Here is a 23,858-nt window from a genome sequence, read left to right as displayed (position 1 = left end):
GCGGCGAGGAACCTTCGAAATTTGCTCATGTTTCCAGCTCGTTGAGCAACGGCGACCCTCCAAAACCGCCAACTGGCCCGCCCCTTGCGATGCTTACGGTGTAAAAACCTAAAGGGGAGCAGAAATAATGCATATCGAAACCATGACAATCGGCGATACGGTTGTGCACGTGTCGGGCGCCGGTTTGCCGCTTGTGTTCGTGCACGGGTTCACGACCACAGCCCAATTCTGGCGGGAGCAAATTGAGGCGTTCTCGTCCCGTTACAGGGTCATCCGCATCGATCTTCCAGGACACGGTGTATCGCCACGACCGGAGGGACGCAGCTACACAATCGCGGCCTTCGCAAATGATATCCTGGCGGTCTATCGTGCACTCGAAATCGACGAAGCCATTCTCGTCGGCCTCTCAATGGGAGGAACGGTGGCGCAGACCTTTACCCTGTCCCACCCCGAGCGTGTCCTCGCGCTTGTGCTTGTCGGGGCAACGCCCCACGGACTTGGCGCGGATGTCAATGTCGACAATGTTCTCAAGGCCATCGATGACCTCGGCGTTGTCCAGGCGAGCCAGAATGTCATCGAGCGTTCGTTCGGCCGTACAGCCGGCAGAGACCTTGTCGAATTTGCCAGACAAGAGGTTGCCCAAACGCCGGCTTTTGTTGCACGGGAGGCGATCGCCTCACTCAATGCGTCGGACAGCCGGGCCAATCTTCACGATATCGGCGTCCCCACGCTGGTCGTGGTCGGCACTGAGGACATCATCACGCCACCCGGAGAATCCGTTGTTCTCGCAGAGGGTATTCCGGAAAGCCGGCTTGAGGTTATAGCGGACGCGGGTCATTTCCCGATGCTCGAGCAGCCGCAGGTCTTCAACCATGTCCTCGAGAGCTTTCTCAAGGACTGCGATAGTCGTTTTTCTCGGTCGAGCGGCACCGGCCTCTCGCGTCAAACCGTTTGAGTGGGAGGCTCACATGTCTGTTCAAGAGATGACTTCACAGATCAAGCCAAAAGCGCACGATCTGGACCGCAACACGAAACGGACCGTTTTTGCGGCCGCGCTCGGAACCGTTTTCGAATGGTACGACTTCTTTATCTACTGCTCCCTTGCCGCCTTCTTCAGTACGCTGTTCTTCCCGAAGGGCAACGAGACGGCCGCCTTGCTCGCAGCGCTGGCGACCTTCGGCGCGGGCTTCGTCCTTCGGCCTTTTGGTGCAATCGTCTTTGGAAGGCTCGGTGACCTTGTTGGCCGGAAGAAAACCTTCCTTGTAACCATGCTGGTCATGGGTCTTGCCACGGCGGCCATCGGTCTGCTGCCGACATACGATTCCATCGGCTGGGCGGCGCCGGCTTTGCTGGTCGGGCTGCGCCTGCTGCAGGGGTTGGCGGTTGGCGGCGAGTTTGGGGGCGCGGTGACCTACGTTGCGGAGCATTCCGACCGCGATCGGCGGGGGCTCACGACAAGCTGGATTCAGATCACCGCAACGCTTGGTTTATTCTTGTCGCTGATCGTGATCGTTCTTTGCCGGTCCTCGTTGTCGGCGGAGGATTTTGCGAGTTGGGGATGGCGGATACCCTTCATTGGTTCAATCCTGCTTTTGATCCTGTCGCTCTATATCCGCCTGAAGCTGCACGAGTCGCCGGTCTTCCAGGAAATGAAGGCGCAGGGAAAAGGCTCGAAGAACCCGATCGCCGAGACCTTGGGTGACCGCAAGAACCTGCGCCTTGTGCTGGTAGCGATCTTCGGCGTCGTCGCGGGGCAGGCGGTCATCTGGTACACGGGCCATTTCTACAGCCTGTATTTCATGACGACCATACTAAAGCTGACCCAGGATCAGGCAAACTTCTACATGCTCGTTGCCCTTACGCTCGGCACCCCGTTCTTCCTGTTCTTCGGTTGGCTTTCCGACAGGATCGGACGCAAGTGGATCGTCGTGACGGGATGCGCTTTGTCGGCGCTGCTGATCATGCCGCTTTTCCAAGCACTGGCGACCTATGGCAATCCTGTGCTGACAGAGTTCCGCGCCAAAACGTCAGTGGTACTGGTGGGCAATGACTGCAACCACGACCAATCCTTTATCGGACAATTGTTCCGGCCGCAGGCAACGACGGAATGCCAGAAGGTGAAGGCGCTGCTGACTGGGCGTGCCGTTCCTTACACCGTGAAGGTCGACCCAGAACCTCTCCGAATCCAGATCAACGGTGGCGAGGCTAAAACCCTGAATGAGGGCGAACTCGTTGCCGCCCTGACGGGAGTGGGGATGCCGGCGGCAAATGCCCCGGTCCAGCCGAATGGTCCCATGGTCGTCCTCGTGCTCTTTGCCTTGGTCTTCCTGGCGACAATGGTCTACGGACCGCTCGGGGCGCTTCTGGTCGAACTCTTTCCCGTTCGGATACGGTACAGCGGTGTTTCGGTTGCCCTGCAACTCGGCAATGGATGGATTGGTGGATTTGCGCCTTTCGTGGCAACGGCAGTTGTGCTCACGACAGGAAACATCTTCGGCGGTCTCTGGTACACGGTAGCCTTTGCCGGTTTGACGGCAGTGATTGGTGCACTTCTCCTTCCGGAAACGCGGGGGCGCGATCTGAACACATAATCTTTACAACGAGGGGCGCCCCGCGCAGGGGACTTCGGTGAATATGGCTTCCGCCCCACTGCCTTGAAAACCGCATCGAAAGTCCGGGCACTTGTCCGGACTTTTCTGTCACTGGACGGGCATGACAACCCGAAGAAATCGTAGCTTGCAGATTATCATCATCAGGACAAGCTGAACCGCTGAGATCGCCCCCGTGCATCGCAAGTGCGCCCGAGATCTACGGGCCGATGATCGGGCGACACGTGTAGGCTTGGCCACACGCGCCACACCAGGACCCCGCCTGTTGCGCCAACGGTCTGCTAAAGCGGGTAGATGGAATTTTGAAATCTGGGGACCATTCCTGGATAAAAACGGGAGCTCATTGAAATTGACTACAATAAAATCATGCACTGCCTACGTTTTAAGCATGCGGTTTATTTAAGCAGCAGCCGCGGTAAAGTGCGAAATTTTGGCGGTTTCTGCTGCTATTTTGGCCGGAAATGCATGCCTTGGCCCTATTGCGCAATTGGCGGGTTTTACCTGTAATGCGGCTCAAGCAAGCGTAGCGGCTCGCAAGTAATAGTACCTCAAAATTGAGAATTGGCTGAGATCGAACCCGCTTTAAGCGAGACGGCGAAGCTATGCAAACACGGAGCAAGCGGCAATGTCGAAGTTGAAAACGACAATCCTGACGGGGTTTCTGGGCGCGGGGAAGACAACCCTGCTGAACCGGATCTTGAGCTTGGGAAGCGCCGAGCGTGTCGCCGTCATCGTCAACGAGTATGGGGAGGTCGGGATAGATGGACAGCTCGTCGTTCAGACCAAGGATGAAATCGTCGAACTCAACAATGGTTGCATTTGCTGCACGGTCCGTGACGATCTTATCGCCGCCATCCGCAGCCTGCTCGCATCTGGACGACCAATCGACCGTTTCATAATCGAGACGTCGGGGCTCGCCGACCCCGCCCCGGTCATACAGTCGTTCATTCTCGACGAGGTTCTATCGGCAAGGCTTGAGCTCGATGCGATCGTCACCGTCGTCGATGCGCGTCACATATCGCGCCAGCTCTCGCAGGAGGAGGCGGTCGAGCAGATCAGTTTCGCCGACGTCCTCTTGCTCAACAAGATCGATCTTGAAGGCGAATATCGTTTGCTCGAAATCGAACGCGACCTTACGAGGCGCAACCCGCTGGCCCGGATCATCCGCACAAATTCGTGCGACGTGGAACTGGCCGACGTTCTGGGGATCGGCGCCTTCGACCTCAAGAACATTCTGGCGATCGATCCGAACATTCTGGACGAACATGTCCACGAGCACGACCAGACGATCGGCTGCGTCGCCATCCGCGACTACGAGGCTCTCGACCCGGTCGCCCTCAACGGTTGGCTAACGCGGCTTGTCCAGGAGATCGGCACCGATCTTTTCCGCATGAAGGGCGTATTGAACTTCGCAGGCGAGGCGCGGCGATACGTCTTCCATGGCGTCCATATGACCCTGGAAGGACGCCCCGGCAAGATCTGGCCTCCCTCGGAGGCTCGCGTTAGCGACATGGTCTTTATCGGTCGCAATCTGGACGAAGGTGGCTTGCGCGAGGGCTTCAGAAGCTGCCTTGCCAAGCCTCATGCGCTCGCTTCCTGACCCCTTCATTCCGGAAATGCCACTTGTCCCTCAAGGAGACCAACCATGCCCCCTCTCGTTGCCTCAATGATCAGCCTTGGCGTCCTGGGCGCGATCGATACCTACATTACTGCAACCGTATTTCCCGTTCCCGTCTGGGTGACTTTCATCGCCTGGGCTTCCTTCTTCGCTTGCGGCGGTGGCCAGCGCGGACTGATCAAAAGCATTGTTTCGAACGGGACGGGCATCATCATCGCCACGATCACGCTCCTGATCATCCAGTTCGGACCAGCCTATCCAATCTTCGCTGCCGTCCTGGTCGGTCTCGGCACGTCGGCAATGGTCCTGGCTTCCTCCATTCCGATACTGAGCTTCACACCAGCAATCGTCTTTGGCTTCGCCTCCTTTGTTGGCACGACGGCCGCCACCAACACCACCGTTGTGACCTCCGGCATCAATCATCCAACACTCGTTGCGATGGCCGCCATGCTGCTTGGGGGCGTGTTCGGGTTGCTCTCCGAAACGGGCACCAATCTCCTGGCGGCCAAGAAGCCGGTCACCGCCTAATCCGTAACGCAGAAAGGACAACGTCATGAAACTGCAACACTATCTGGGCGGGCTTGAGGGTCTAGGCCCTGTGAGCACCGAGACTCGCGTTTTCGTCGAGACCTGGGAAACCCGCATCTTCGGCATCCATACGGCGATGATGGCGCTTTCCTCGCAACTGCCACTTCCCCCGACACCGTCCAAATTCACGACTGTTTGGACATGGGCGGACCTTCGAAAGGGTGCCGAATCCCTGAACCCGTTCGATTATTTCAAATTCCGCTATTACGAAAAATGGCTCGGCGGCATCTCCGGCTACTTCATCGACAACGAATATATCACCGCGGACGAACTCGACGCGTTGACGGAAGAATATTATAGCGATCCGTCGAAGTCGGTTCCGGCCGCCGGCGACGCGGCCATCGACAACCGGGTGGTGCAATATCTCGTCGAAGGCGACAGCCCGAAGCGCGACACCAATGTGTCTTTTGATTTCGCGGTCGGCGACTTGGTTTCAATCAAGAACGTTCCCTCCATCGAGCACACCAGGCTTCCAGGCTTTCTTCGCAACAAGAGCGGTACCGTCGAGACGGTTTATGACGGAGCCTACGTCTACCTTTGCGATACGGGGACAGACGGAATCGGCGCTGCAATGCCCGTCTACTGCATTCGGTTTGAACCGGAAGACCTCTGGCCCGGCAACACTGAGAAAAACTTCAGTCTCTACGCCGATCTGTATTCGCACTACGTCGAAGCGCCTGCGGCAGCATCTGCCAAACAGGCTGCTTGACCCGCCATCCAATAGGAGCACACATCACATGATCGACCGCTTTCAATATCGCGAGGATCGCGAAGCCTACAGCGCCGCGCGGGTCAAGGCTCTCGAAGCCCTGCTGATCAAAAAGGGTATTATAACGGACAAGACCGTCGACACGGTCCTCGACTTCTTCGAAACGAAGATGGGACCTTTCAACGGTGCAAAGATCGTCGCCCGAGCCTGGGTTGACCCGTCCTTCAAAGATCGGCTCGTGACAGACACACCTGCGGCGATCGCCGAACTCAATCTGCCCGAGGGCATGGCAGGCGCCGAGGGTGAGCATATGCGTGCCGTCGCGAACTCGCCGGATGTGCACAACCTTATCATATGCACACTTTGCTCCTGCTATCCCTGGCCGGTCCTGGGGCTGCCTCCCTACTGGTACAAGGATCCCACCTTTCGCAGCCGCGCCGCCCGCGAACCACGCGCTGTTCTGGGCGAGTTCGGACTCCCGGTCCCCGAGGCCATCGAAATCAAGGTGTGGGATTCCAGTGCGCAGATCCGCTGGTTCGTCGTTCCTGAACGTCCCGTTGGCACAGAAGGAATGACGGAAGCGGAGCTTGAGGCGCTCGTTACTCCCGAGGCTATGATGGGCGTCGCCATCGCAAAGGCCGCGTGAGGCCGTCGACGATGCTGACTCAGTTCGAGCACTTCGCAATCACCGAGATGATGGGGAAGACCGACAATCCGCCTCGCGCCAACGGGTCTCTCTGCTTCGGTTCGCAATGGGAGCGGTCCTCGTTCGGAATGGCCCTGGCGCTCGCCAAGAACGGCATTTTTGAATGGGATGATTTTCGCGACGAACTCATCTCGACGATCAAGGCCTGGGAGGATGCCCATCCTGTCGATCGCTCGACATGGAACTACTACGACCAGTTCCTGGCGGCGCTTGAGAAGGCAGTCGTCAAGGCTGGCATCATCGACCCCGAAGAGATCCGGGCCGTGCTCGCGGCCTGATCAAAAACATCAACAGATACGTCGCAAAGGGCACGCCGCCCGTCTCGAAAGGTACGAAAAATGTCAGTATCCGCAACATCAACCATCTCGACGCCCATCATAGCGAACTCCGCAGCCAGAATTCTTCAGGCGGCTATGGCCTTGTGCTTTGGCGCGATCATCGTCGGCTTTGTAGGGTTTTCCCATATCGAGATCGTTCACAACGCAGCGCATGACACCCGTCATGCCAATGCGTTTCCTTGCCACTGAGGGCCTCTAAAATGTCTTTGTTTCGCTCCATCGTTTTTACCGCTGCCCTTACCGGCGTCATCGTTGGTGTGTCCGTAAGCGCGGTTCAGTTTGCCGGCACAAGCCAGTTGATCGCCAAGGCGGAGGTCTACGAAAAAGCGGGCGAAGTGGAGCCCCAGGCGATCACCACGTCCCCCATGGTGGATGCCCACGTCCATGACGCTGGTCACGATCACGAAGAAGGCGCCTGGGAACCCGCAGACGGGTTTGAACGAATGGCGTTCACGGTGGCCGCCAACATGCTGACCGCGATTGGATATGCGCTGGCGCTTTGTGGCCTTATCGCGATGCGCGGAAAACCGGTGACGTGGCGCGAAGGCCTGCTTTGGGGATTGGCTGGGTTCGCATGTGTCATGATCGCTCCCATGCTGGGTCTGCCGCCGGAGCTGCCAGGGACACCTTCCGCTCCGCTTGGTGACCGGCAACTCTGGTGGATCGGAACCGCCCTTGCAACTGCTGCAGGTATCGGACTGATTTCATTCAAGCGTAAGCCATGGGCGGCCCTGGTTGCCATCGCGCTGATCGCCGCGCCTCATCTGATCGGCGCGCCTGCGGCCCCGCAAGGAATGCACGCGCTGGCACCGGAAGCTCTCGAGCATCAATTCGTTGCCGCGGCGGTCATGACCAGCCTCTTGTTCTGGGCGCTCCTGGGCTCGTTGAGCGGGACACTCTTCAACCGCTTCGAACGCACGACGTGAGCGACGAAACGATATGATCTGGAGGGACGACCTCGATGCGCTGCAGTTTGCCGCCGGAAATGGTGGCAATTGCATCGTGCATCGCCGAGCATTCCGCGCAATGTTGCTCAAACCCCCAAAGCGGCACGACTGCATCGAGTTCTACGAAAAGAACAGCGTCGCGTTTGAGGCGGCAGCCAAGGCGAAGATCGACAATGGAGATGTGCATGAGGGATGTAACTTCCACCTCAACAGCAGGCAGATCCGAAACATCCTGACGCGCGGGGACTGGCAGCGATCTTGCATGACCAATTTGGCGAATGACAAACCAGGAGACTAAAGTCCATGCGAATCGTCATCCTCGCGCCACCCGGCGTGCAGTCACTCGACATCGTTGGTCCCGCCGAGGTCTTCTGGGAGGCGGCAAGACGATTGGGCGACATGGACGCTTACGATATCCAAATCATGTCGACTGGCGCCCCTTCCGTGGCGGGAACGGGCCAGTTGCGGTTCATGGCCGATCGGACAATCTTCGATGAGGACGAGGATATCGACACCCTACTCGTAGCAGGCGACCCGGCCTTCTTCGAAATCGACCCAGCCGTCATCGCCTGGCTCCAGCGTCGAGTACCGACGGCCAGACGGTTCGGATCGATCTGCACTGGAGTGTTCCTGCTCGCCGCCGCCGGTCTTCTCGACGGAAAAAGGGTCACCACGCATTGGGAATGTGCCGCGAAGTTCAGCGACGAATATCCCGATATCGATCTGGATGCCGACGCCATCTACGTGCGCGACGGTTCTCTGATAACGGCTGCCGGTGTCACGGCAGGTATCGATCTCGCATTGTCGCTCGTCGAGGAAGACCATGGCAAGGACACCGCAATGATCGTTGCGCGCTACATGGTCATGTTCATGAAGAGACCTGGCGGACAGTCGCAGTTCAGTGCGTATCTCGTCGGCCAGATGTCGGAAACGACCCTGATCCAGAAGGCCCAGGAGTACGTCTTGTCGAATTTGAACCGCGACCTCGACGTGGAGAGTCTTGCCCACGAGGTCGGCATGAGCACCCGGAACTTCGCTCGGGTCTTCCGTAAGGAGCTCGGCTTCACGCCGGCGGAATTCGTTGCAGCCGCCCGCACAGACGCCGCGAGACGACTGCTGCAGGATACCACGCAGCCACTTCTGAGGATCGCTACCACTTGCGGCTTCGCGGACGTGAATGCTATGCGCCGGGTCTTCGCCAAAACCATCGGCGTAAGTCCGAATGACTACAGGAGCCGTTTTCAGACATCGTCGAAGCCATCGCAAGCAGCACCTATTCGCGATGCTCAAGGGCACCCGCGGAGGGCACTCGCGATGGAGATAGCGTTAGCTACCTCCCATCCGGGCGCGGTCAGCGGGCGAGGAGCGCGAGCGGTTTGAGTTTGCGTCTGTGGCATTGAATTTCTTCACACACCAACCGACCCAGGATGATCGGAAAGTCCGGGCCAACCGCCCCCCGAATGGCAGCGACGACCTCGCTTGCGAACCGTGACCGCTCCTTGATCGTCGCACCACCATAGCGATCGGTAAGGCAGTTGGTGCCTGACCATAAACGAACGATATTCGAACGCTGTTGACCCGCAACGCTCAATCTTTGGTTCAAACGGGTCTCACACCGGAATTGGGCCGTAGGTCTTGACGTTTTCCATGGACACGCAGGTGCGGAAACTTTTGACGTTGCCCGCGTCAAAAAACAACCTCCGCGTGACCTCGTTGTACTCTGCCATGTCCTTCACGTTGAGGATCAGGATGAAGTCCATCTCGCCAGTGACGTAATAGCACTGCTGAACCTGTGGACACCGGTTGAAGCGATCCTTCATTGCATCCAGCAGGTCCAACCGTTCATTCTCGGTGGTGACATGGACGATGATCGTCAGCGGCCGCCCGACGGCAGTCTCGTCCAGCACCGCAATATCTTGTCGGATGACTTTTGTTTCGCGCAGATGCTGAAGTCGGCGTGCGACCGCGGGAGGCGACAGCCCAATTTTCTCTGCGATGACGCGTTGAGACGCATGGTTGTCCTGCTGCACCATGCGCAGGATTTTCACATCGAAGTCATCGAGCTCAACTGCGATAGATCGAACCATATTTCCCCTCGTTCGCGCAAACTTCTTGCAAAGACTATGTGAAATCAGAGCCCAAATAAAGGTCGTTCCGCAATATTGTCTCGCAATCAACGAACGAGGCGGCCATGATCCATTTCCATTCTCCCGACCACGACCTTCTAACCGAGTCCGACAAGGTGCTTCTCGGCGCTGCGGCGCCGAACCTTGTACGCCCCTACCTCAGCCTCTGGCGAATCGAACGTTCAACGCCGCTGATCTTGCTGCCAGAGATCGCGCAGGCAACTGAAGTGGCGACGGTCGTAATGAAGGACGAGGGACAGCGGCTAGGTCTCGGCAGCTTCAAGGCGCTTGGCGGGGCATATGCGGTGATGACCCTTTTTAAGCGCATGCTGGAGGCGCACCTCGAAGACAACATCTCCATCGCGCAGCTCATCTCTCCAGCAGCTCGTGGATTCGCGGCATCGATTACGTTCTGCTGCGCCACCGACGGAAACCATGGGAAGTCGGTGGCCGCCGGCGCGCGCATTCTTGGTTGCCGTTCGGTCATCTTTGTCCATGAGGGGGTGACAACCGCCCGCGCTGCGGCGATCGGCGCGGATGAAATCGTGCGGGTCAAGGGCAACTACGACATGTCTGTCGATGAAGCCGAACGGGTCAGCAAGGAGCGCGGTTGGCTGCTCGTTTCAGATACATCATGGGAGGGCTACGAGGAAATCCCATCGTTGGTGGCACAGGGGTATACAATTCTCGCTGAAGAGGCCTTGGATCAGATCGAAGAACTTAACATCGATCCGCCGACCCACGTGTTTCTACAGGCAGGCGTCGGTGGCTTTGCAAGCAGCATTTCGCTCCACCTCAATGAGGCGCTTGGACACGAGAACATAAAGACGATTGTCGTCGAGCCTGACCGTGCAGCCTGCCTGTTCATGTCTGCAAAGGCCGGACGGCTCTCTTCGTTTTCACCCACCGAACCAACCATTATGGCCATGCTTGAGTGCTACACGCCGTCTCTGGTCGCCTGGCGGATCCTGAACGCAACCGCGACCGCATTCGCCACAGTTTCGGAAGAGGAGGCGAAGGACGCCATGCGCAAGCTGGCTTTCCGAGAACATCCCATTGTCGCGGGTGAGAGTGGTTGCGCCGGGCTGGCGGGGCTGCTGACCGTTGCCGGTGATCCAGCGGTGCGTAGGAGACTTGGCCTTAACGATAGTAGCCGCGTCCTCCTCATCAACACGGAAGGTGCAACCGATCCAGCTTCTTACAAAAACATCGTCGGTTCAACCGCTGATGACGTGCTTCGGAACGTCGCCAACCATTCAAGTTGATATGCCAAATCGCAATCAACCCAACTCTATAGAAAGGGAACAAAAAGTGAGCGCCATCAACATTCCCCAGCGCGGCTTTTCGCCAAAAGAATTCGAAACCCGCGTTGAGCGCGCAAGACAGATCATGCACAGGCACAAGTTCGATGCGCTGCTGGTCTCTTCGCCGCCGAATGTCCGCTATTTTACGGGATTTGACTCCCAATTCTGGGAAAGCCCGACCAGGCCGTGGTTCGTCGTCGTTCCGCTCGAAGGGGATCCGGTAGCCGTCATCCCCGAAATCGGAGCGCCGGAAATGGCGCTGACCTGGATGAAGGACATTCGCACCTGGCAGGCTCCAAATCCCGAGGATGACGGCATCTCGCTGCTCAAGTCGACGATCGAAAGCTTCCCACGGCGCTATGGTCGCATTGGTGCGGAGCTTGGCCGCGAGATGGCGTTACGCATGCCTGTGTCGGATCTGCTTAGATTGCGCGATACCCTCGCGCTTGAGATCGCCGATGGATCGCCCTGCATTTGGGAAATCCGCATGGTCAAGACCCCGGCGGAAATCGACCACATCCATTACATTTGCCAAATTGCAAGCGATGCTTACGAGGCGCTCCCCGCGAGTATTTCAATCGGCGAGAGCGAACGCGAGATCGCCCGAAAGCTACGGATTGACATTGCCCGCCGCGGGGCGGACGCCACCCCATTCATGCCGGCGATCTCCGGACCGGGCGGCGTGTCGCAGATCGTGTGTGGGCCTCACGACCGTCTGATCCAGGCGGGTGATGTTCTTTTTATCGATACAGGTTCAACATTTGACGGGTACTTCTGTGACTTCGATCGGAACTACGCGATCGGCAGCATCTCCGACGAAGCAAAACGCGTTCATGACGCCCTTTGGCTGGCGACGGAGGTCGGAATCGCTGCGGCTGTGCCTGGCGCGAAGACCGACGACGTGTTCCGCGCCATGGCGAAGATCATCGACGATGCCGGTGCCATTGGCAACAATGTCGGCCGCCTTGGCCACGGGTTGGGATTGCAGTTGACCGAACCGCCTTCCCACAGGCTCGGTGATGACACCTTGATCGTCGAGAATATGGTGCTGACCATCGAACCCGGAATGGAATACGCGCCAGGGAAAATGATCGTCCACGAAGAGAACATCGCCATCACCAAGGACGGATCGCGGCTCCTGACCAAGCGGGCGCCGCGGGAGATGCCAACAATCCGCTAAGAGTTTCGGGAGGGAAAACGGAGGAGGACTGCTTCAACACCGCGCGGATGGTCCGCACGGGAAACACAAAAATGGGGAATAAAATGCACAAGAAAATTATTTCGGCCGTCGTAGTGGCATTCACCGCATTGGCCACAATGACCGCAAGTGGATCGTCTGCGGCAGCGGGAAACCTCAAGACGATTACCGAGGGGACTTTGCTGGTCGGCTCGGACCAGGTGTACCCGCCTTACGACTATCTTGAGGATGGTGTGACGAAGGGCTTTGACGCCGATGTCATGGCTATCATAGCGCCGAAGCTAGGTGTGGAAGTGACGTTTATGGATACGCGCTTTGCCAGTCTCATCCCGGGTCTTCAGGCAAACCGCTTTGATATGATCGCGTCTGCGCTCTATGTCACGCCTGCGCGCGCCAAAGTGGTTGATTACATCGCTTATGCCAAAACGGGCGGCTCGTTGATGGTGCGCGCCGACGACACCTTCGAACCAAAGACACCGGAAGACCTTTGCGGCAAGCGGGTGGCTAACCTCAAGGGCGCGGCCTGGGTGCCCGAACTGCAGAAGGTTTCGCAAGAGAGATGCGGTTCCAACCCAATCGACGTCAAGGAGTTCGTAACGTCGGCCGAAGCAGCGCAAGCACTCCTGTCGCGCGGCGCCGATGTCGTGTTCGACGATGCCGGTGTATCAAAAGCGGCATTGGTTGCATCGGGTAACCGACTGAAGATCACGTCCTCTGAAATTCTCTTTCCGGTCATCATGGGACTGGCGGTGAAGAAAGGCAATGATCAGTTGCTTGCCGGACTCAAAGAGGCATTCGAGCCGCTGAAATCGAGTGAGGAATACAAGGCGATTCTCGCCAAATACAACCTTGATCTCCCGACCGATGCCGAAATCGCCTCTGCGTTGACCGAGGCCAAGTAACCTCACTCCGTCCCGGGTCGCCTTGGCGGCTCGGGCATCCTCTGTTGGAAACTGAAGATATGGCTTTCGATTGGTCTTACACAGTCGGGCTCCTGTGGAGCCGCGACTTTTGGAATGCGACCTTGCTGGTCGTCGAGCTCAGCGTTGCGACATGGGTGCTAGCCGTAGTCCTTGGCTTTTTCGTCGCCCTTGCCGACCGCTCCGGCCTCATGGTTGTGAGGCGCGCTGCTGCACTATACGTCTGGTTCTTTAGGAGCCTTCCGCTTCTCGTGCTGCTAATCTTTGTCTACAACCTCCCCCAGGCCTTCCCTTCGACATCGGCTCTCCTCTCAATTCCTTTCGTTGCGGGACTCTTGGCCATGGTGCTGAGTGAGACGGCGTACATCGCGGAAATTCACCGCGGCGCTCTTGTTTCGGTGGGAAAGGGCCAGTACGAGGCGGGTCGCGTCCTTGGCCTCTCACGGGCTGGAATCCAGCGCCTGATTGTGATCCCACAGGCACTGCGTATTGCTCTCCCCTCGCTTGGTAACGAGTTCGTATCGATCGTAAAGCTGACATCACTCGTGTCGGTCATTTCGCTCGCTGAAATCCTCCTGGTCGGCCAACGCTACTACACCCAAAACTTCAAGGTCATCGAAACGATGGTGGCCGTCGCCTTCTACTATATCCTGATCGTCACCGTTTTTGATACCGGACTGAAGGCGCTCGAACGGCGGCTGGACTTTTCCAGACGCTTGGCCGAGCTAACCACGGAGGATGTGGCATCGAACGGCGAGATTGCAGAAGAAATCGGCACCGACAGTCCGCCAGCGTCCAGGCAGCCTGCCATCCGGCTAGAGCGCGGTGGCAAGTCATTCGGTATTTATCCGGTCTTCCAGGATCTGAACCTTGCCGTGAAACCCGGTGAAGTTGTCTCCATTATCGGACCGTCCGGATCTGGGAAAACCACACTCATTCGCTCACTGAACGGACTCGAAACGCTTGAGCACGGCGTGGTCTATCTCGAAGAGAAACCCTTCCTTGCGGGGTCGAAAGAGAAGCTCGCCAAATCACTCCGTCATGTCAGCAGCGACGCACTCCGGATCGGAATGGTTTTCCAGAACTTCAATCTCTTCCCGCACCGCACAGCGCTTGAGAACGTCATGATCGGCCCCCTGTATCACAAGCGCGCAAGTGCTTCGGAGCTTCGGCAGGAAGCGCGGACCATGCTCAACGATGTCGGAATGCTTGTCCACGAGAACAAGTATCCGCATCAACTTTCCGGAGGCCAGCAGCAGCGCGTCGCCATAGCGCGCGCGCTCGCAATGCACCCGTCGATTCTCTTGTTCGACGAACCCACATCCGCGCTTGATCCTGAAACCGTCGGCGAAGTGCTCCGGATCATGGCCGCGCTGGCGCGATCGGGTCGAACTATGGTGATCGTCACACACGAGATGAAGTTTGCAATGGAGGTCTCCGACCGGGTCGTCTTTATGGAGAAAGGACGGATCGTGTTTGACGGATCTCCGGCGCTACTGGCCGAGCGAAGGAGAGAGGACGGTCGACTGGCGGAATTTGTCCGCATCTAAGGGAGTAATGATGGCAGCGCGGGCGATTTCAGATGAACAAAAGCTGGCTGAGGCAACAACGCTTCACGCCGATACCAAAGGTCAAATATGAGCGATATCTCGGTTGATGGGGACCGTCTCCTAGGGCGTCTCAAGGAGCTTGGAAATATCGGACGTGACGCTGGTGGGCGACTTGTCCGGCTTGCCGGATCTGACGGCGACAAACTTGGGAGAGACCTCTTCGTTTGCTGGCTCAGCCAAGCAGGTCTCGACGTTGCAGTCGACCGTATCGGCAATATCTTTGGTATATGGCGCCCGGCCGGAACTGAAGACTGCCTGCCCCTCATGCTTGGTTCACATATCGACACCGTCATCAATGCCGGTATTTACGATGGATGCTACGGCGTTGTCGCCGGGCTTGAAGTAATACAGGCACTCAAAGCGGCAAATTTTCGGCCGATACGTCCAATAGCGGTTGCAGCCTTCACCAATGAGGAGGGTGTGCGGTTCGCACCTGACATGATGGGGTCGCTGGTCTATGCCCGGGGCTTGGACGTGGATGCTGCGCTCTCGACGGTCGGCACCGATGGAGCGATCCTCGGCGAGGAACTCAAACGCATCGGTTACGCTGGAGCGGAAGCGCCCGGGTTCCTGAAGCCCTTTGCCTACGTGGAGCTTCACATTGAACAGGGCCCTGTCCTGGAAAGGGAGGGTATCGCCCTGGGAGCGGTGGAGAACCTGCAAGGCATCTCCTGGCAAAGGATTACGGTTGAGGGCACCGCCAACCACGCAGGGACAACCCCAATTAACATGCGGTCGGATGCGGGCTACGGAGCCGCCCGTATCATTGCCTATCTTCGCGAACGTGCCCGTTCTTCAGCTACCCCCACGGTTGCGACGGTCGGCTGCCTCGATCTCGAACCCAATGCGATCAACGTCATTCCGTCTCGCGCTACGTTGACCGTCGATCTCCGCGACCCATTCGAGCATAGGCTCAGAGAGGAGAGCAAAGCATTGGGGGCATTTTTGGAAATGCTGGCACGGGAGGAACAGTTGCTGATATCAGCTGAGGAGCTGGCTCAGTCCAGTCCTGTCGCCTTTAACCAGGAGATCGTGCAAATGATCGAAGGTGCTGCGGAAAAGCGCGGTCTTACCTGCCGCCGCATGACCTCCGGCGCTGGGCATGACGCGCAGATGATCGCGCCAATCGCGCCAACCGCGATGATTTTTGTTCCCAGCTGCGGCGGCATCAGTCACAACCCTGCCGAATATACATCAAAGGCCGACTTGATCGCAGGTGCCAACGTACTGATGGATGTCGTTCGCCATATCTCATCGCAAGCGTGTATATAGCTAACACCGAGATTTTGACTTCTCGAAGCTGCCATGAACAAGCGTGAACTGATGGATATCGGCGCTGGCAAGCCTTATGTGCGTCGCGACCAAGACGACAGGTTCAAGGACAGGTCGGCATACCGGGAACTCTTGTGCCCCGCCGGCCGGATTTTTGCACAGCCGTTTTCGCTTGTTTGCTGTCCTGTACATATAGACAAATTCGCGCATATGCGGCATAACGGGCATATTTGCTGCGCAGAGAATATCTATGGAAGAGCTTATAGCTGTCGATATGTTGAGTGAGTTGACGACCAGCCTTACGGAGGCAGGCGGGGAAATCACGTCCGAGCCCATGTTTGAGCCGCAGATGGGAAACTCTCGCGCAGATTTCCTTATAGATGCGCGATTTTCCGACGCACCCTTCAGGCTTGTTATCGAAGCCAAGAGATCGGCTTTTCCAAGAGACGTCAGGGAAGCAATCTGGCAGCTAAAAAGATACATTGCAGCGATGCCGCTGGGCAATTCCAGAGTTCTCCCCCTATTGATGGCCGATACCATTTCCCCAGGTGCACGTGCACTCCTGCGCGAGGAGAAGATCGGTTATTTCGATCGTAGCGGCAGTCTCTATCTTTCGGCCGACAATCTCTTTGTTCTCGTCGAAAAGCCAGCCTCGAAGCAGCAGGCTCGATCGCTCAACAATCTGTTCGTTGGGAGTCGCGCACAGGCCCTCCATGCCGTCTGGACATTTAAGGACCAATGGTTCGGTGTGCATGAACTGGCCGAGCGGGCCTCCGTATCTCCGACAACAGCATCCCAGGTTCTTATCGAACTAGAGCGCCGCGAATGGATGAACTCCAAGGGTGCCGGTCCATCGAAGGAAAGGATACTCTCCAACCCCCGCGCGCTGCTTGACGCGTGGTCTTCCTATGTCGCTTCGATCAAGCCGAAGCCGCTCCGCTCTTACTATATGCGGATGACCAATATCGATGAGGCGATCCATGAGATTGACCGCATCTGCGATGAGACGGGAGTTCGCTACGAAATCTCCGGGCTGATGGCCGGGCAGATCCATGCACCGCACCTCTCGAAAATATCTCAAATCCATTGCCGCATCGATCACGGCGGCGAAAGCCTTCTTCGAAAACTGGGAGCAAAGGCCGTCAAAGAGGGCTGGAATCTGGGAGTTATAGACTCTAATCCACGGCATGACTTTCTGTTTCGCCAACGGGTCGGTCATGTCTGGGTCACAGATCCACTTCAAACTTACCTCGACCTCCTGCAGCTTGACAGCGGTCGCTCGAAGGAACTGGCCGACCATCTTCGGCTGACAAAACTCGCGGTACCCGAATGACAAAGCCCCAGATACTGACTGAATACAGTGCCGATGTTACCCGCGACTGCGAGCGCGTCCTGGTTACGCTCTTCAGCGGCCTCGGCCCCTGGCGTGATTCCGTCTTTCTGGTCGGTGGGCTTGCACCGCGCTACATCGTCACCAAGAGGCCGCCTGACGTCCCGCCTCATGCAGGAACCGGCGATATCGATGTCGTCGTCGATCTGTCGATCCTCGCCGACACAGAGGCATACCGGACGCTCGAGCAGAACCTCAAAAAAATGGGTTTCGAGCGTGCGCAAAATGACAAGGGCAATAAGGTCAACTGGCGTTGGCAGTCCATGACCGAGCACGGCATTCTCGTCATTCTGGAGTTCTTGGCAGACGATCCGAAGCTCCGGGGTGGCGCATTGCAGGAACTGCCGACGGAAGGAAATGTTTCTGCGGTGAATATCCCTCACGCGTCGCTGGTGTTCGGGCACCACGATCGGATGGAAGTCACCGCTGATCTGTTGGGTGAAAAAGGCCGCTCGACAGAATCCATCCCCTACGCCGATATCGTGGCATTCACATGCCTCAAGGCGTTTGCCTTTGATCACCGGCGTGAGCGCAAAGATGCGCACGATCTCGTCTACTGCCTCGAACACGGAGAAGGCGGGCTCGCCGGTGCAATCGCCAAATTCCAAGAGGCTCTGAAAGGCAACGATCGGGAGGTCATCGAACGTGCCCTGACGCTATTGCTCACCCGTTTTTGTGATCCGGAGCCAGACGAAGGCTACCTGCGCGAAGGCAACGTTGCCGTGGCGCAGTTCGAAATTGAAGGTGCTGCAGACGACACGGAAATCAGAGAAGCCCGGATTTTGCGCCAGCGTGCCGTCAATGACGTCATGCTCGAGTTTTTAAGCGCGCTTGGTATTGCGTTCAAGTGATGCTCGGAGCGCGGGATCTCGTTACTTAGTTATCAGGTGTAGGCCTCTCACATCGTTCAAGGCGGGCATTTTGCACGGCTCGATGATCGCCCACCGCTTCGCAGGTTATGGCGTTGCCGATGAAGATCTCAAACGCACTTCCTAGCTGACACCCTGACCGCAGGACCATCGCTACATCGGCAAAAACAACGCATTCAAGGCGTCGTCATCGGTCCGGTTTGAGCGGCATCAAATTGCCGAACTCCATCGGAAAAGGAAATATGATCGTCGAGGTCTTTTCGCCGGCGATGACGTTCAATGTACTCAAATAACGAAGTTGCATGGCCTCGGGTTGCCTGGCGAGGATTTCGGCTGCTTCAAGCAGTTTGGCTGCAGCCTGCTGCTCGCCTTCGGCATTGATGATCTTGGCGCGCCGCTCGCGCTCGGCTTCCGCCTGACGGGCAATTGCGCGGATCATCGATTCGTTGATATCGACATGTTTGATCTCCACATTGGCGACCTTGATCCCCCAGGCATCGGTTTGGGCGTCGAGGATTTCCTGAATGTCGATGTTGAGCCTGTCGCGTTCCGCCAGCATCTCGTCGAGGTCATGCTTGCCGAGCACCGAGCGCAGTGTCGTCTGGGCGAGCTGGCTCGTCGCCATCATGAAGTCCTCGACCTGGATCGTCGACCTCTCGGGATCGACGACCCTGAAATAGATCACCGCGCTGACGCGGACCGAAACATTGTCATGCGAAATGACATCCTGGCCGGGCACGTCGAGTAGCCGCGTGCGCAGGTCGACCCGCATCATCTGCTGGACATAGGGGATGAGCAGGATCAAGCCGGGCCCCTTGACACCGGTGAAACGGCCAAGCGTGAAAACCACGCCGCGTTCGTATTCCCGCAGGATCTTGATCGCAGATGCTACGACGACGAGCAGAATAAAGATGATCACAAGATAGAAGGCGAGATCTGCAAACATGCCCATGACTTTTCCTCCTGCATTCTGAAGGCCGTTAGGCCTCCTGCGAACTGCGGACCACTTCGAGCGTCAACCCATCCCGGCCGGTCACTTTCACGCGGTCGCCAGCGGCAAGCGGCTCAGTTGAAACGGCCTTCCAGCGCTCGCCATGGGCGATGACGTAGCCCGAGATGCCCGTCCAGCTGTCGACCTTGCCTGAAATTCCGATCATCTGCTCGCCGCCGGTGACGACATCGTGCCAGCGCGAGATGAAGGCGAGACGGGCAATGACAAGGCTAAGAGCAAGGCAGGCGACGGCGATTGCGCCAAGCACCGACCAGGAAACCTTAAGCCCGGGTATGTCCGTGTCGAACAAGATGGTAGCGCCGAGCACCAGTGCGATGCCGCCGCCGACGCCGAGTGCGCCGAAGGACGGCGAATGCGCCTCGGCCACCGTCAGACCCACGCCGAGAATGATCAGCCCGAGGCCCGCAAAACTCACCGGCAGCAAGGCCAGAGCATAGAGACCAAGCAGCAGGCAGATGCCGCCGATCGTTCCCGGCACCAGCGTCCCGGGCGTCAGAAATTCAAAGATCAGGCCGTAGATACCGACCATCATCAAGATCAGCGCGATGTTCGGATCGGTGATCACCGAAAGCAGGCGGGTTCGCCAGTCCGGTTCAAGTTCCTGGACGATGAGGCCCGATGTTTCGAGCCGGACATCCGTTTGACCGACCCGCACGACCCGGCCCTGCGCCTGTGCCAGCAGATCGTTTATATCGGTCGCCACGAAATCTATGACCTTCTCACGCAGAGCTGCGGCGGAGGAAAGGCTCGCGGCCTCGCGCACGGCGCGCTCCGCCCAGTCGGCGTTGCGATTGCGCAGTTCCGCAAGTCCGCGGATATAGGCCACCGCATCGTTGATCGCCTTCGCCTCGCCGGCATCGCGCGGTACTTGCCGCTGCTTGCCGGTCGTATCAGGGCTGTCGTTCCGGTCACCATCGGATGGTCGGCCGCCAAGTGCGATCGGCGTCGCCGCACCCAGATTGGTGCCCGGTGCCATTGCCGCGATATGGCTTGCGTAAAGAATATAGGTGCCGGCGCTGGCGGCTCGTGCTCCGCTGGGTGCAACGAAACTCGCGACCGGTATCGAGGAGGCAAGGATCGCACGAATGATGTCGCGCATCGACGTGTCGAGACCGCCGGGCGTGTCGATCTGCAGGACAACCAGGCTGGCGCCACGTTCGTTGGCCCGTTGAAGGCCGCGTCTTACATAGTCGGCCGTCGCCGGGCCAATCGCCCCGTTCATCTTCAGGACTATAGCGACACGCTCAGCTTCGGATGCGGGCGTCGCCAGGCCCAAAGCCGAGAACAACGTCAGCAGCAAAGCAAGGATTGACGGCATCCACCGCCAAAGCTCCAAACGCCACACAATCGTCCGCCGGACTCTCATATTTTGAAATATATGGCAGAACTGCGAAACGGTAAGAGACAAGTCTTTTCTCTGCGCCGCGTCGAGTGCGGCTGGAAACATTCGTGATCTGATTTGGCAAAACAAATGCGACCAGTGTCTCGTTTCCTGGAGCGCAGACCAGAACAATGTGACCAGCCGGCCATTTTATCGCGGCATTGATAGCGAAGCTCCATTCCCGCAGGTTGCGGACGGAAGCAAGGCGTTCCGGTATTTCATCCGGCAGCCAGCCAACCGTTGTTGCATCGGCATAGGCCGTGTCCTTCCGCATTATTGCGGCAGACCCCTCGATGGATTGTTATGAAAATGGACTGGTCCGTCATGGATCGTGTCCATGGAAGTGGTGTAGGTCTCGGCTGATGGCCGTGCTTTTCCGACTTGGAGCCGAAGGGATATCAGCGTGCCACAGCGGGTAGACTGATTTGCGGATCATCGCTCATTTGCGCCATGGTCTCAAAGGGTCATGTACCTGGACCGCTGGACGGCACGATCGGGCGAGCCGGCGTATCCTAAAGCAATCTGCTTGGCGCTGGTCGATGCCGTCGACGCCGCGTTGCGCTCTGCGGCCGAGATCGATCGCCGGGCGGCGCGGCTGCTCTCTGTGGCACCGAAGGTCAGGACCATGAACACGTATGGCGCGCCGGTCCCCGAGGGGATCGCATAGACGTCATAGGACGCCTCCGGCTTGTCTCCGGTCCCCAACGAGCCCGACGGCATGTGCCCCCGCACGCCTGCGCGTAACAAGGCCCACCGTTCAGCAGGGATTTGCCTATAGCTAATGATGCCAGAGGAGCTCCTCGAAGGCGCAACCGACATCCAGAAAGGACACCTGGCCCAATTGTGCCCGCATAGCTGGGTTCGGCAAGAAGGTGGCCAAATCATTGCCCGCAAGCAGAGATGCTGAGGGTTCGGACGACTCGGTGAGCCCGAGCGGCACCATTTTTACTATCGCATCAGTCGAAAATTTTATCAAAACTCGACTAAGGGTCGAAGCGCGACAATTTTTTAGTGTATACTGTTTCGCAACCAGATCGTGCGTTGTATCGTGGAATGGGCAGATGGTCCGGCGACTCGGCGTCATTCGATAAGTGCAAGAGGAGCATCGCCTTGATTAAGTCCGCCAGCCCTATTCGTTCCTCGCAACCCCTGATTATTCTCGCCGGCAACTTTGAGGAGGCGGCGCCCGTCGCCGTCAGACTTCGAGAATTAGGATGGTCATGCGTTTGCTCGCCAGATTACCGGACCTTCGAGCAACAGGCGCGATTGCTCAAGCCGGACCTCCTATTGCTAGATAGCGGCGTCTCCGACGCATTCCTGGGAGATGGAAAGCGTCGCAAGGCGATTGAAGGCATTCCAGCGATTCATCTCGTCTCGGCAGCCGCCGACAGGGCACCGGCATTCGCCGCCGGCGCGGTGGACTGTGTCGTCAAACCTATCCTCTTGGAAGAACTAGTCGCGCGTATAAAGGTCCGTATCGAGTTGCTGCGGACCCAGAAACAGCTTGACCAGTGCAATATGCAATTCACCACCATACTGGAAAGTATAGGTCAGGGTGCCTGCTTGTTCGACGCTGACCAGCGGTTGGTACTGTCCAATCGCCGTTATGCCAAGGTGTATGGCCTTGCTCCGGAGATAATCCGGCCTGGAATGACTTTAAGCGATATAACCGAGCTGCGCTATTCCGTCGGCGCTTGTCCCGCCGTGGCGTCCGACGAGTATCTGGCCTGGTGCGACTCGATCAATTCCAGTTCATCGTCCCAGGACTGGTCGATGGAGCTGAAGTCGGGCAAGGTCATTCGCGTTCACCACGAAAGAACATCCGATGGTGGATGGGTTTCTACCCACGAGGATATCACCGAGCACCGAACCGCCGAACGCAAAATAGCGCATCTGGCGCTGCATGATCCGCTAACCGATCTGCCCAACCGTGCCGCACTGAAGCAGAAACTCGACGCGATGCTCGAACAGCACCGGACGCAAGGATCGCCGTTTGCGGTGCTGTGCCTCGACCTGGATCGTTTCAAGGAGGTCAACGACGTCTTCGGCCACAATGTCGGAGACCTGGTTTTATGCCTGGCAGCCAAACGTCTGAGCGCGGTCGCGCAGGGTGCCTTCGTCGCACGCTTGGGCGGTGACGAGTTCATGGTCTTGGTTGAAGCCGATGCCAATTCCATAGCGCAGCTCGCCGACCTGATTATCTCCGCGCTGAGCGAGGACGCCGAAATCGACGGGACCCGGATCCGAATGGGGACGAGCCTTGGCGTAGCAGTCTATCCAGCCGATGGGGACAGTGCCGCCGACCTCATGGGCAACGCCGACGCCGCTCTCTATCGCGCGAAAGCTGACGCACGAGGCGTCGCCCGGTTTTTCGAACCGCAAATGGATAAGTGGCTGCGAGAACGGAGAGCATTGCAGCGTGACCTGCAGGCTGCAATTTCGCAGCGACAATTGTCGGTCTTTTATCAACCACAGGCTAACATCGGCGGGGACGTCACTGGTTTTGAAGCCTTGCTGCGGTGGAATCATCCGAGCCAAGGCAATATCCCGCCGTCCGTCTTTATTCCGATTGCAGAAGAGAGCAGTCTGATGATCGAGATTGGCGCGTGGGTGTTGCGGGAGGCTTGTCGTGAGGCGGCCTCGTGGCCGCGAAGGCTTTCGGTCGCCGTCAACCTCTCTCCGGTGCAATTTAAGCATGGCGATCTGACCGGGCTTGTAAAGTCAGTGCTGATTGAAACCGGACTTGAGCCCGAACGGTTGGAGCTTGAGATCACCGAAGGCGTGCTGATTGATGATCATGAACGGGCCATTTCCACGTTGGGGCACCTCAAGGCGCTGGGCGTACGCATCGCCATGGATGATTTCGGAACCGGTTATTCGTCGCTATCCTATCTGCAGTCCTTTCCGTTCGATAAGATCAAGATTGACCAGTCTTTTGTACGCAACATAGGGCTTTCCCAGTCTTCGGCGATCATACGAGCCGTGATCGGACTTGGGCGCGGACTGGATCTGCCGATTATCGCCGAAGGCGTGGAAACAACGGATCAACTGGCGTTCTTGACCCGTGAGTTGTGCGATCAAGTGCAGGGCTACCTGGTGGGCCGCCCCCGCCCGATTTCCGACTACGCCAAGCATGTCGGGCGAGCGGACGAGCAGCCAGTATCCATTCCTCCCGATATGCCCGGTCATCCGGTCGCAAGCGGCACCTACAGCCCAAGCGGGAGCACCAGTTGTGTTTGATGTTGAAGGATTCGACCAGAT

Annotated in this window: 23 protein-coding genes and 2 pseudogenes; 20 read left to right on the top strand and 5 right to left on the bottom strand. The window is 57.8% G+C overall.

Annotated features, from left to right (window positions below; translation table 11 throughout):
- Positions 1-127 precede the first annotated feature (127 nt).
- The 11 genes from BA011_RS34840 to BA011_RS34795 all read left to right on the top strand — a co-directional run bounded on the left by BA011_RS34840 (position 128) and on the right by BA011_RS34795 (position 8,895).
- Positions 128-955 (top strand): alpha/beta fold hydrolase, encoded by an 828-nt coding sequence (locus BA011_RS34840; protein ID WP_018484467.1) that lies wholly within the window; start codon positions 128-130, stop codon positions 953-955.
- A gap of 13 nt (positions 956-968) precedes the next feature.
- The gene (locus tag BA011_RS34835; RefSeq protein ID WP_065284219.1) at positions 969-2,591 is read left to right on the top strand and encodes an MFS transporter; all 1,623 of its coding nucleotides are present in this window, start codon (positions 969-971) and stop codon (positions 2,589-2,591) included.
- Positions 2,592-3,234: 643 nt separating this feature from the next.
- Positions 3,235-4,209 carry a CobW family GTP-binding protein gene (locus BA011_RS34830; protein ID WP_065284218.1) on the top strand — a complete coding sequence of 325 codons (975 nt, stop codon included), beginning with the start codon at positions 3,235-3,237 and terminating at the stop codon, positions 4,207-4,209.
- Between the two features lie 45 nt (positions 4,210-4,254).
- Positions 4,255-4,755 carry a DUF1097 domain-containing protein gene (locus BA011_RS34825; protein ID WP_062942551.1) on the top strand — a complete coding sequence of 167 codons (501 nt, stop codon included), beginning with the start codon at positions 4,255-4,257 and terminating at the stop codon, positions 4,753-4,755.
- Positions 4,756-4,780: 25 nt separating this feature from the next.
- A complete protein-coding gene (nthB, locus tag BA011_RS34820; protein WP_018484463.1) occupies positions 4,781-5,524 on the top strand; it encodes a nitrile hydratase subunit beta in 744 nt (247 codons plus the stop codon).
- A gap of 28 nt (positions 5,525-5,552) precedes the next feature.
- A complete protein-coding gene (gene nthA / locus BA011_RS34815; RefSeq protein WP_018484462.1) occupies positions 5,553-6,170 on the top strand; it encodes a nitrile hydratase subunit alpha in 618 nt (205 codons plus the stop codon).
- 11 nt (positions 6,171-6,181) lie between these two features.
- Positions 6,182-6,508, top strand: a complete 327-nt coding sequence (locus BA011_RS34810; RefSeq protein WP_018484461.1) for a nitrile hydratase accessory protein — start codon at positions 6,182-6,184, stop codon at positions 6,506-6,508.
- Positions 6,509-6,568: 60 nt separating this feature from the next.
- Positions 6,569-6,757, top strand: coding sequence for a CbtB domain-containing protein (locus BA011_RS43195; protein ID WP_018484460.1), 189 nt, complete (start codon positions 6,569-6,571; stop codon positions 6,755-6,757).
- Between the two features lie 11 nt (positions 6,758-6,768).
- Complete coding sequence (locus BA011_RS34805; protein WP_064249224.1) at positions 6,769-7,494, top strand: CbtA family protein; 726 nt, start codon at positions 6,769-6,771, stop codon at positions 7,492-7,494.
- Between the two features lie 13 nt (positions 7,495-7,507).
- Positions 7,508-7,813 (top strand): hypothetical protein, encoded by a 306-nt coding sequence (locus BA011_RS34800; RefSeq protein WP_063909731.1) that lies wholly within the window; start codon positions 7,508-7,510, stop codon positions 7,811-7,813.
- 5 nt (positions 7,814-7,818) lie between these two features.
- Positions 7,819-8,895: a GlxA family transcriptional regulator gene (locus tag BA011_RS34795; protein WP_065284217.1), complete on the top strand. Its 1,077-nt coding sequence runs from the start codon at positions 7,819-7,821 to the stop codon at positions 8,893-8,895.
- 230 nt (positions 8,896-9,125) lie between these two features.
- Here BA011_RS34795 and BA011_RS34790 read toward each other — a convergent pair whose 3' ends face one another.
- Positions 9,126-9,602, bottom strand: coding sequence for an Lrp/AsnC family transcriptional regulator (locus BA011_RS34790; protein WP_027668200.1), 477 nt, complete (start codon positions 9,600-9,602; stop codon positions 9,126-9,128).
- A gap of 104 nt (positions 9,603-9,706) precedes the next feature.
- Between BA011_RS34790 and BA011_RS34785 the strand changes: the two genes are divergently transcribed.
- From BA011_RS34785 to BA011_RS34755, 7 genes are all read left to right on the top strand, one after another.
- A complete protein-coding gene (locus BA011_RS34785) occupies positions 9,707-10,906 on the top strand; it encodes a diaminopropionate ammonia-lyase (RefSeq protein ID WP_065284216.1) in 1,200 nt (399 codons plus the stop codon).
- A 1-nt stretch (position 10,907) separates the two neighbouring features.
- On the top strand, positions 10,908-12,125 hold the full coding sequence (locus tag BA011_RS34780) for a M24 family metallopeptidase (protein ID WP_237352840.1): 1,218 nt from the start codon (positions 10,908-10,910) through the stop codon (positions 12,123-12,125).
- A gap of 83 nt (positions 12,126-12,208) precedes the next feature.
- On the top strand, positions 12,209-13,045 hold the full coding sequence (locus BA011_RS34775) for a transporter substrate-binding domain-containing protein (RefSeq protein WP_237352839.1): 837 nt from the start codon (positions 12,209-12,211) through the stop codon (positions 13,043-13,045).
- 59 nt (positions 13,046-13,104) lie between these two features.
- A complete protein-coding gene (locus BA011_RS34770) occupies positions 13,105-14,613 on the top strand; it encodes an amino acid ABC transporter permease/ATP-binding protein (protein WP_027668197.1) in 1,509 nt (502 codons plus the stop codon).
- Between the two features lie 87 nt (positions 14,614-14,700).
- A complete protein-coding gene (locus BA011_RS34765; protein WP_064245248.1) occupies positions 14,701-15,945 on the top strand; it encodes a Zn-dependent hydrolase in 1,245 nt (414 codons plus the stop codon).
- 250 nt (positions 15,946-16,195) lie between these two features.
- On the top strand, positions 16,196-17,278 hold the full coding sequence (locus BA011_RS34760) for a hypothetical protein (RefSeq protein WP_065284215.1): 1,083 nt from the start codon (positions 16,196-16,198) through the stop codon (positions 17,276-17,278).
- Positions 17,275-18,186 (top strand): GSU2403 family nucleotidyltransferase fold protein, encoded by a 912-nt coding sequence (locus BA011_RS34755; protein ID WP_062945472.1) that lies wholly within the window; start codon positions 17,275-17,277, stop codon positions 18,184-18,186. Before BA011_RS34760 ends, BA011_RS34755 begins: the two co-directional genes overlap by 4 nt.
- A 205-nt stretch (positions 18,187-18,391) precedes the next feature.
- On the opposite strand, the gene BA011_RS34750 is transcribed toward BA011_RS34755, so the two are convergent.
- Genes BA011_RS34750 through BA011_RS43185 form a run of 3 tightly spaced genes read right to left on the bottom strand, consistent with a single transcriptional unit; the run spans position 18,392 to position 20,871 of the window.
- The gene (locus BA011_RS34750) at positions 18,392-19,156 is read right to left on the bottom strand and encodes a slipin family protein (RefSeq protein ID WP_065284214.1); all 765 of its coding nucleotides are present in this window, start codon (positions 19,154-19,156) and stop codon (positions 18,392-18,394) included.
- A 28-nt stretch (positions 19,157-19,184) separates the two neighbouring features.
- Complete coding sequence (locus BA011_RS34745) at positions 19,185-20,534, bottom strand: NfeD family protein (RefSeq protein WP_065284213.1); 1,350 nt, start codon at positions 20,532-20,534, stop codon at positions 19,185-19,187.
- A complete protein-coding gene (locus tag BA011_RS43185) occupies positions 20,461-20,871 on the bottom strand; it encodes a hypothetical protein (protein WP_151343734.1) in 411 nt (136 codons plus the stop codon). Before BA011_RS43185 ends, BA011_RS34745 begins: the two co-directional genes overlap by 74 nt.
- A gap of 204 nt (positions 20,872-21,075) precedes the next feature.
- Between BA011_RS43185 and BA011_RS34740 the strand changes: the two are divergent.
- A pseudogene (locus BA011_RS34740) lies at positions 21,076-21,222 on the top strand (DUF1403 family protein); the annotation flags it as partial.
- Here BA011_RS34740 and BA011_RS43180 read toward each other — a convergent pair.
- Positions 21,222-21,317: pseudogene (locus tag BA011_RS43180) on the bottom strand (DUF411 domain-containing protein); the annotation flags it as partial. The pseudogenes BA011_RS34740 and BA011_RS43180 overlap by 1 nt on opposite strands.
- 798 nt (positions 21,318-22,115) lie before the next feature.
- Here BA011_RS43180 and BA011_RS34735 point away from each other — a divergent pair.
- The gene (locus BA011_RS34735; RefSeq protein ID WP_237352857.1) at positions 22,116-23,837 is read left to right on the top strand and encodes a putative bifunctional diguanylate cyclase/phosphodiesterase; all 1,722 of its coding nucleotides are present in this window, start codon (positions 22,116-22,118) and stop codon (positions 23,835-23,837) included.
- Positions 23,838-23,858: the final 21 nt, after the last annotated feature.

The organism is Rhizobium leguminosarum, assembly GCF_001679785.1.
Classification (GTDB): Bacteria; Pseudomonadota; Alphaproteobacteria; order Rhizobiales; family Rhizobiaceae; genus Rhizobium; species Rhizobium leguminosarum_R.
The sequence above is the reverse complement of the archived record's forward strand: the minus strand, read 5'-3'. Positions and strand labels throughout refer to the sequence as shown.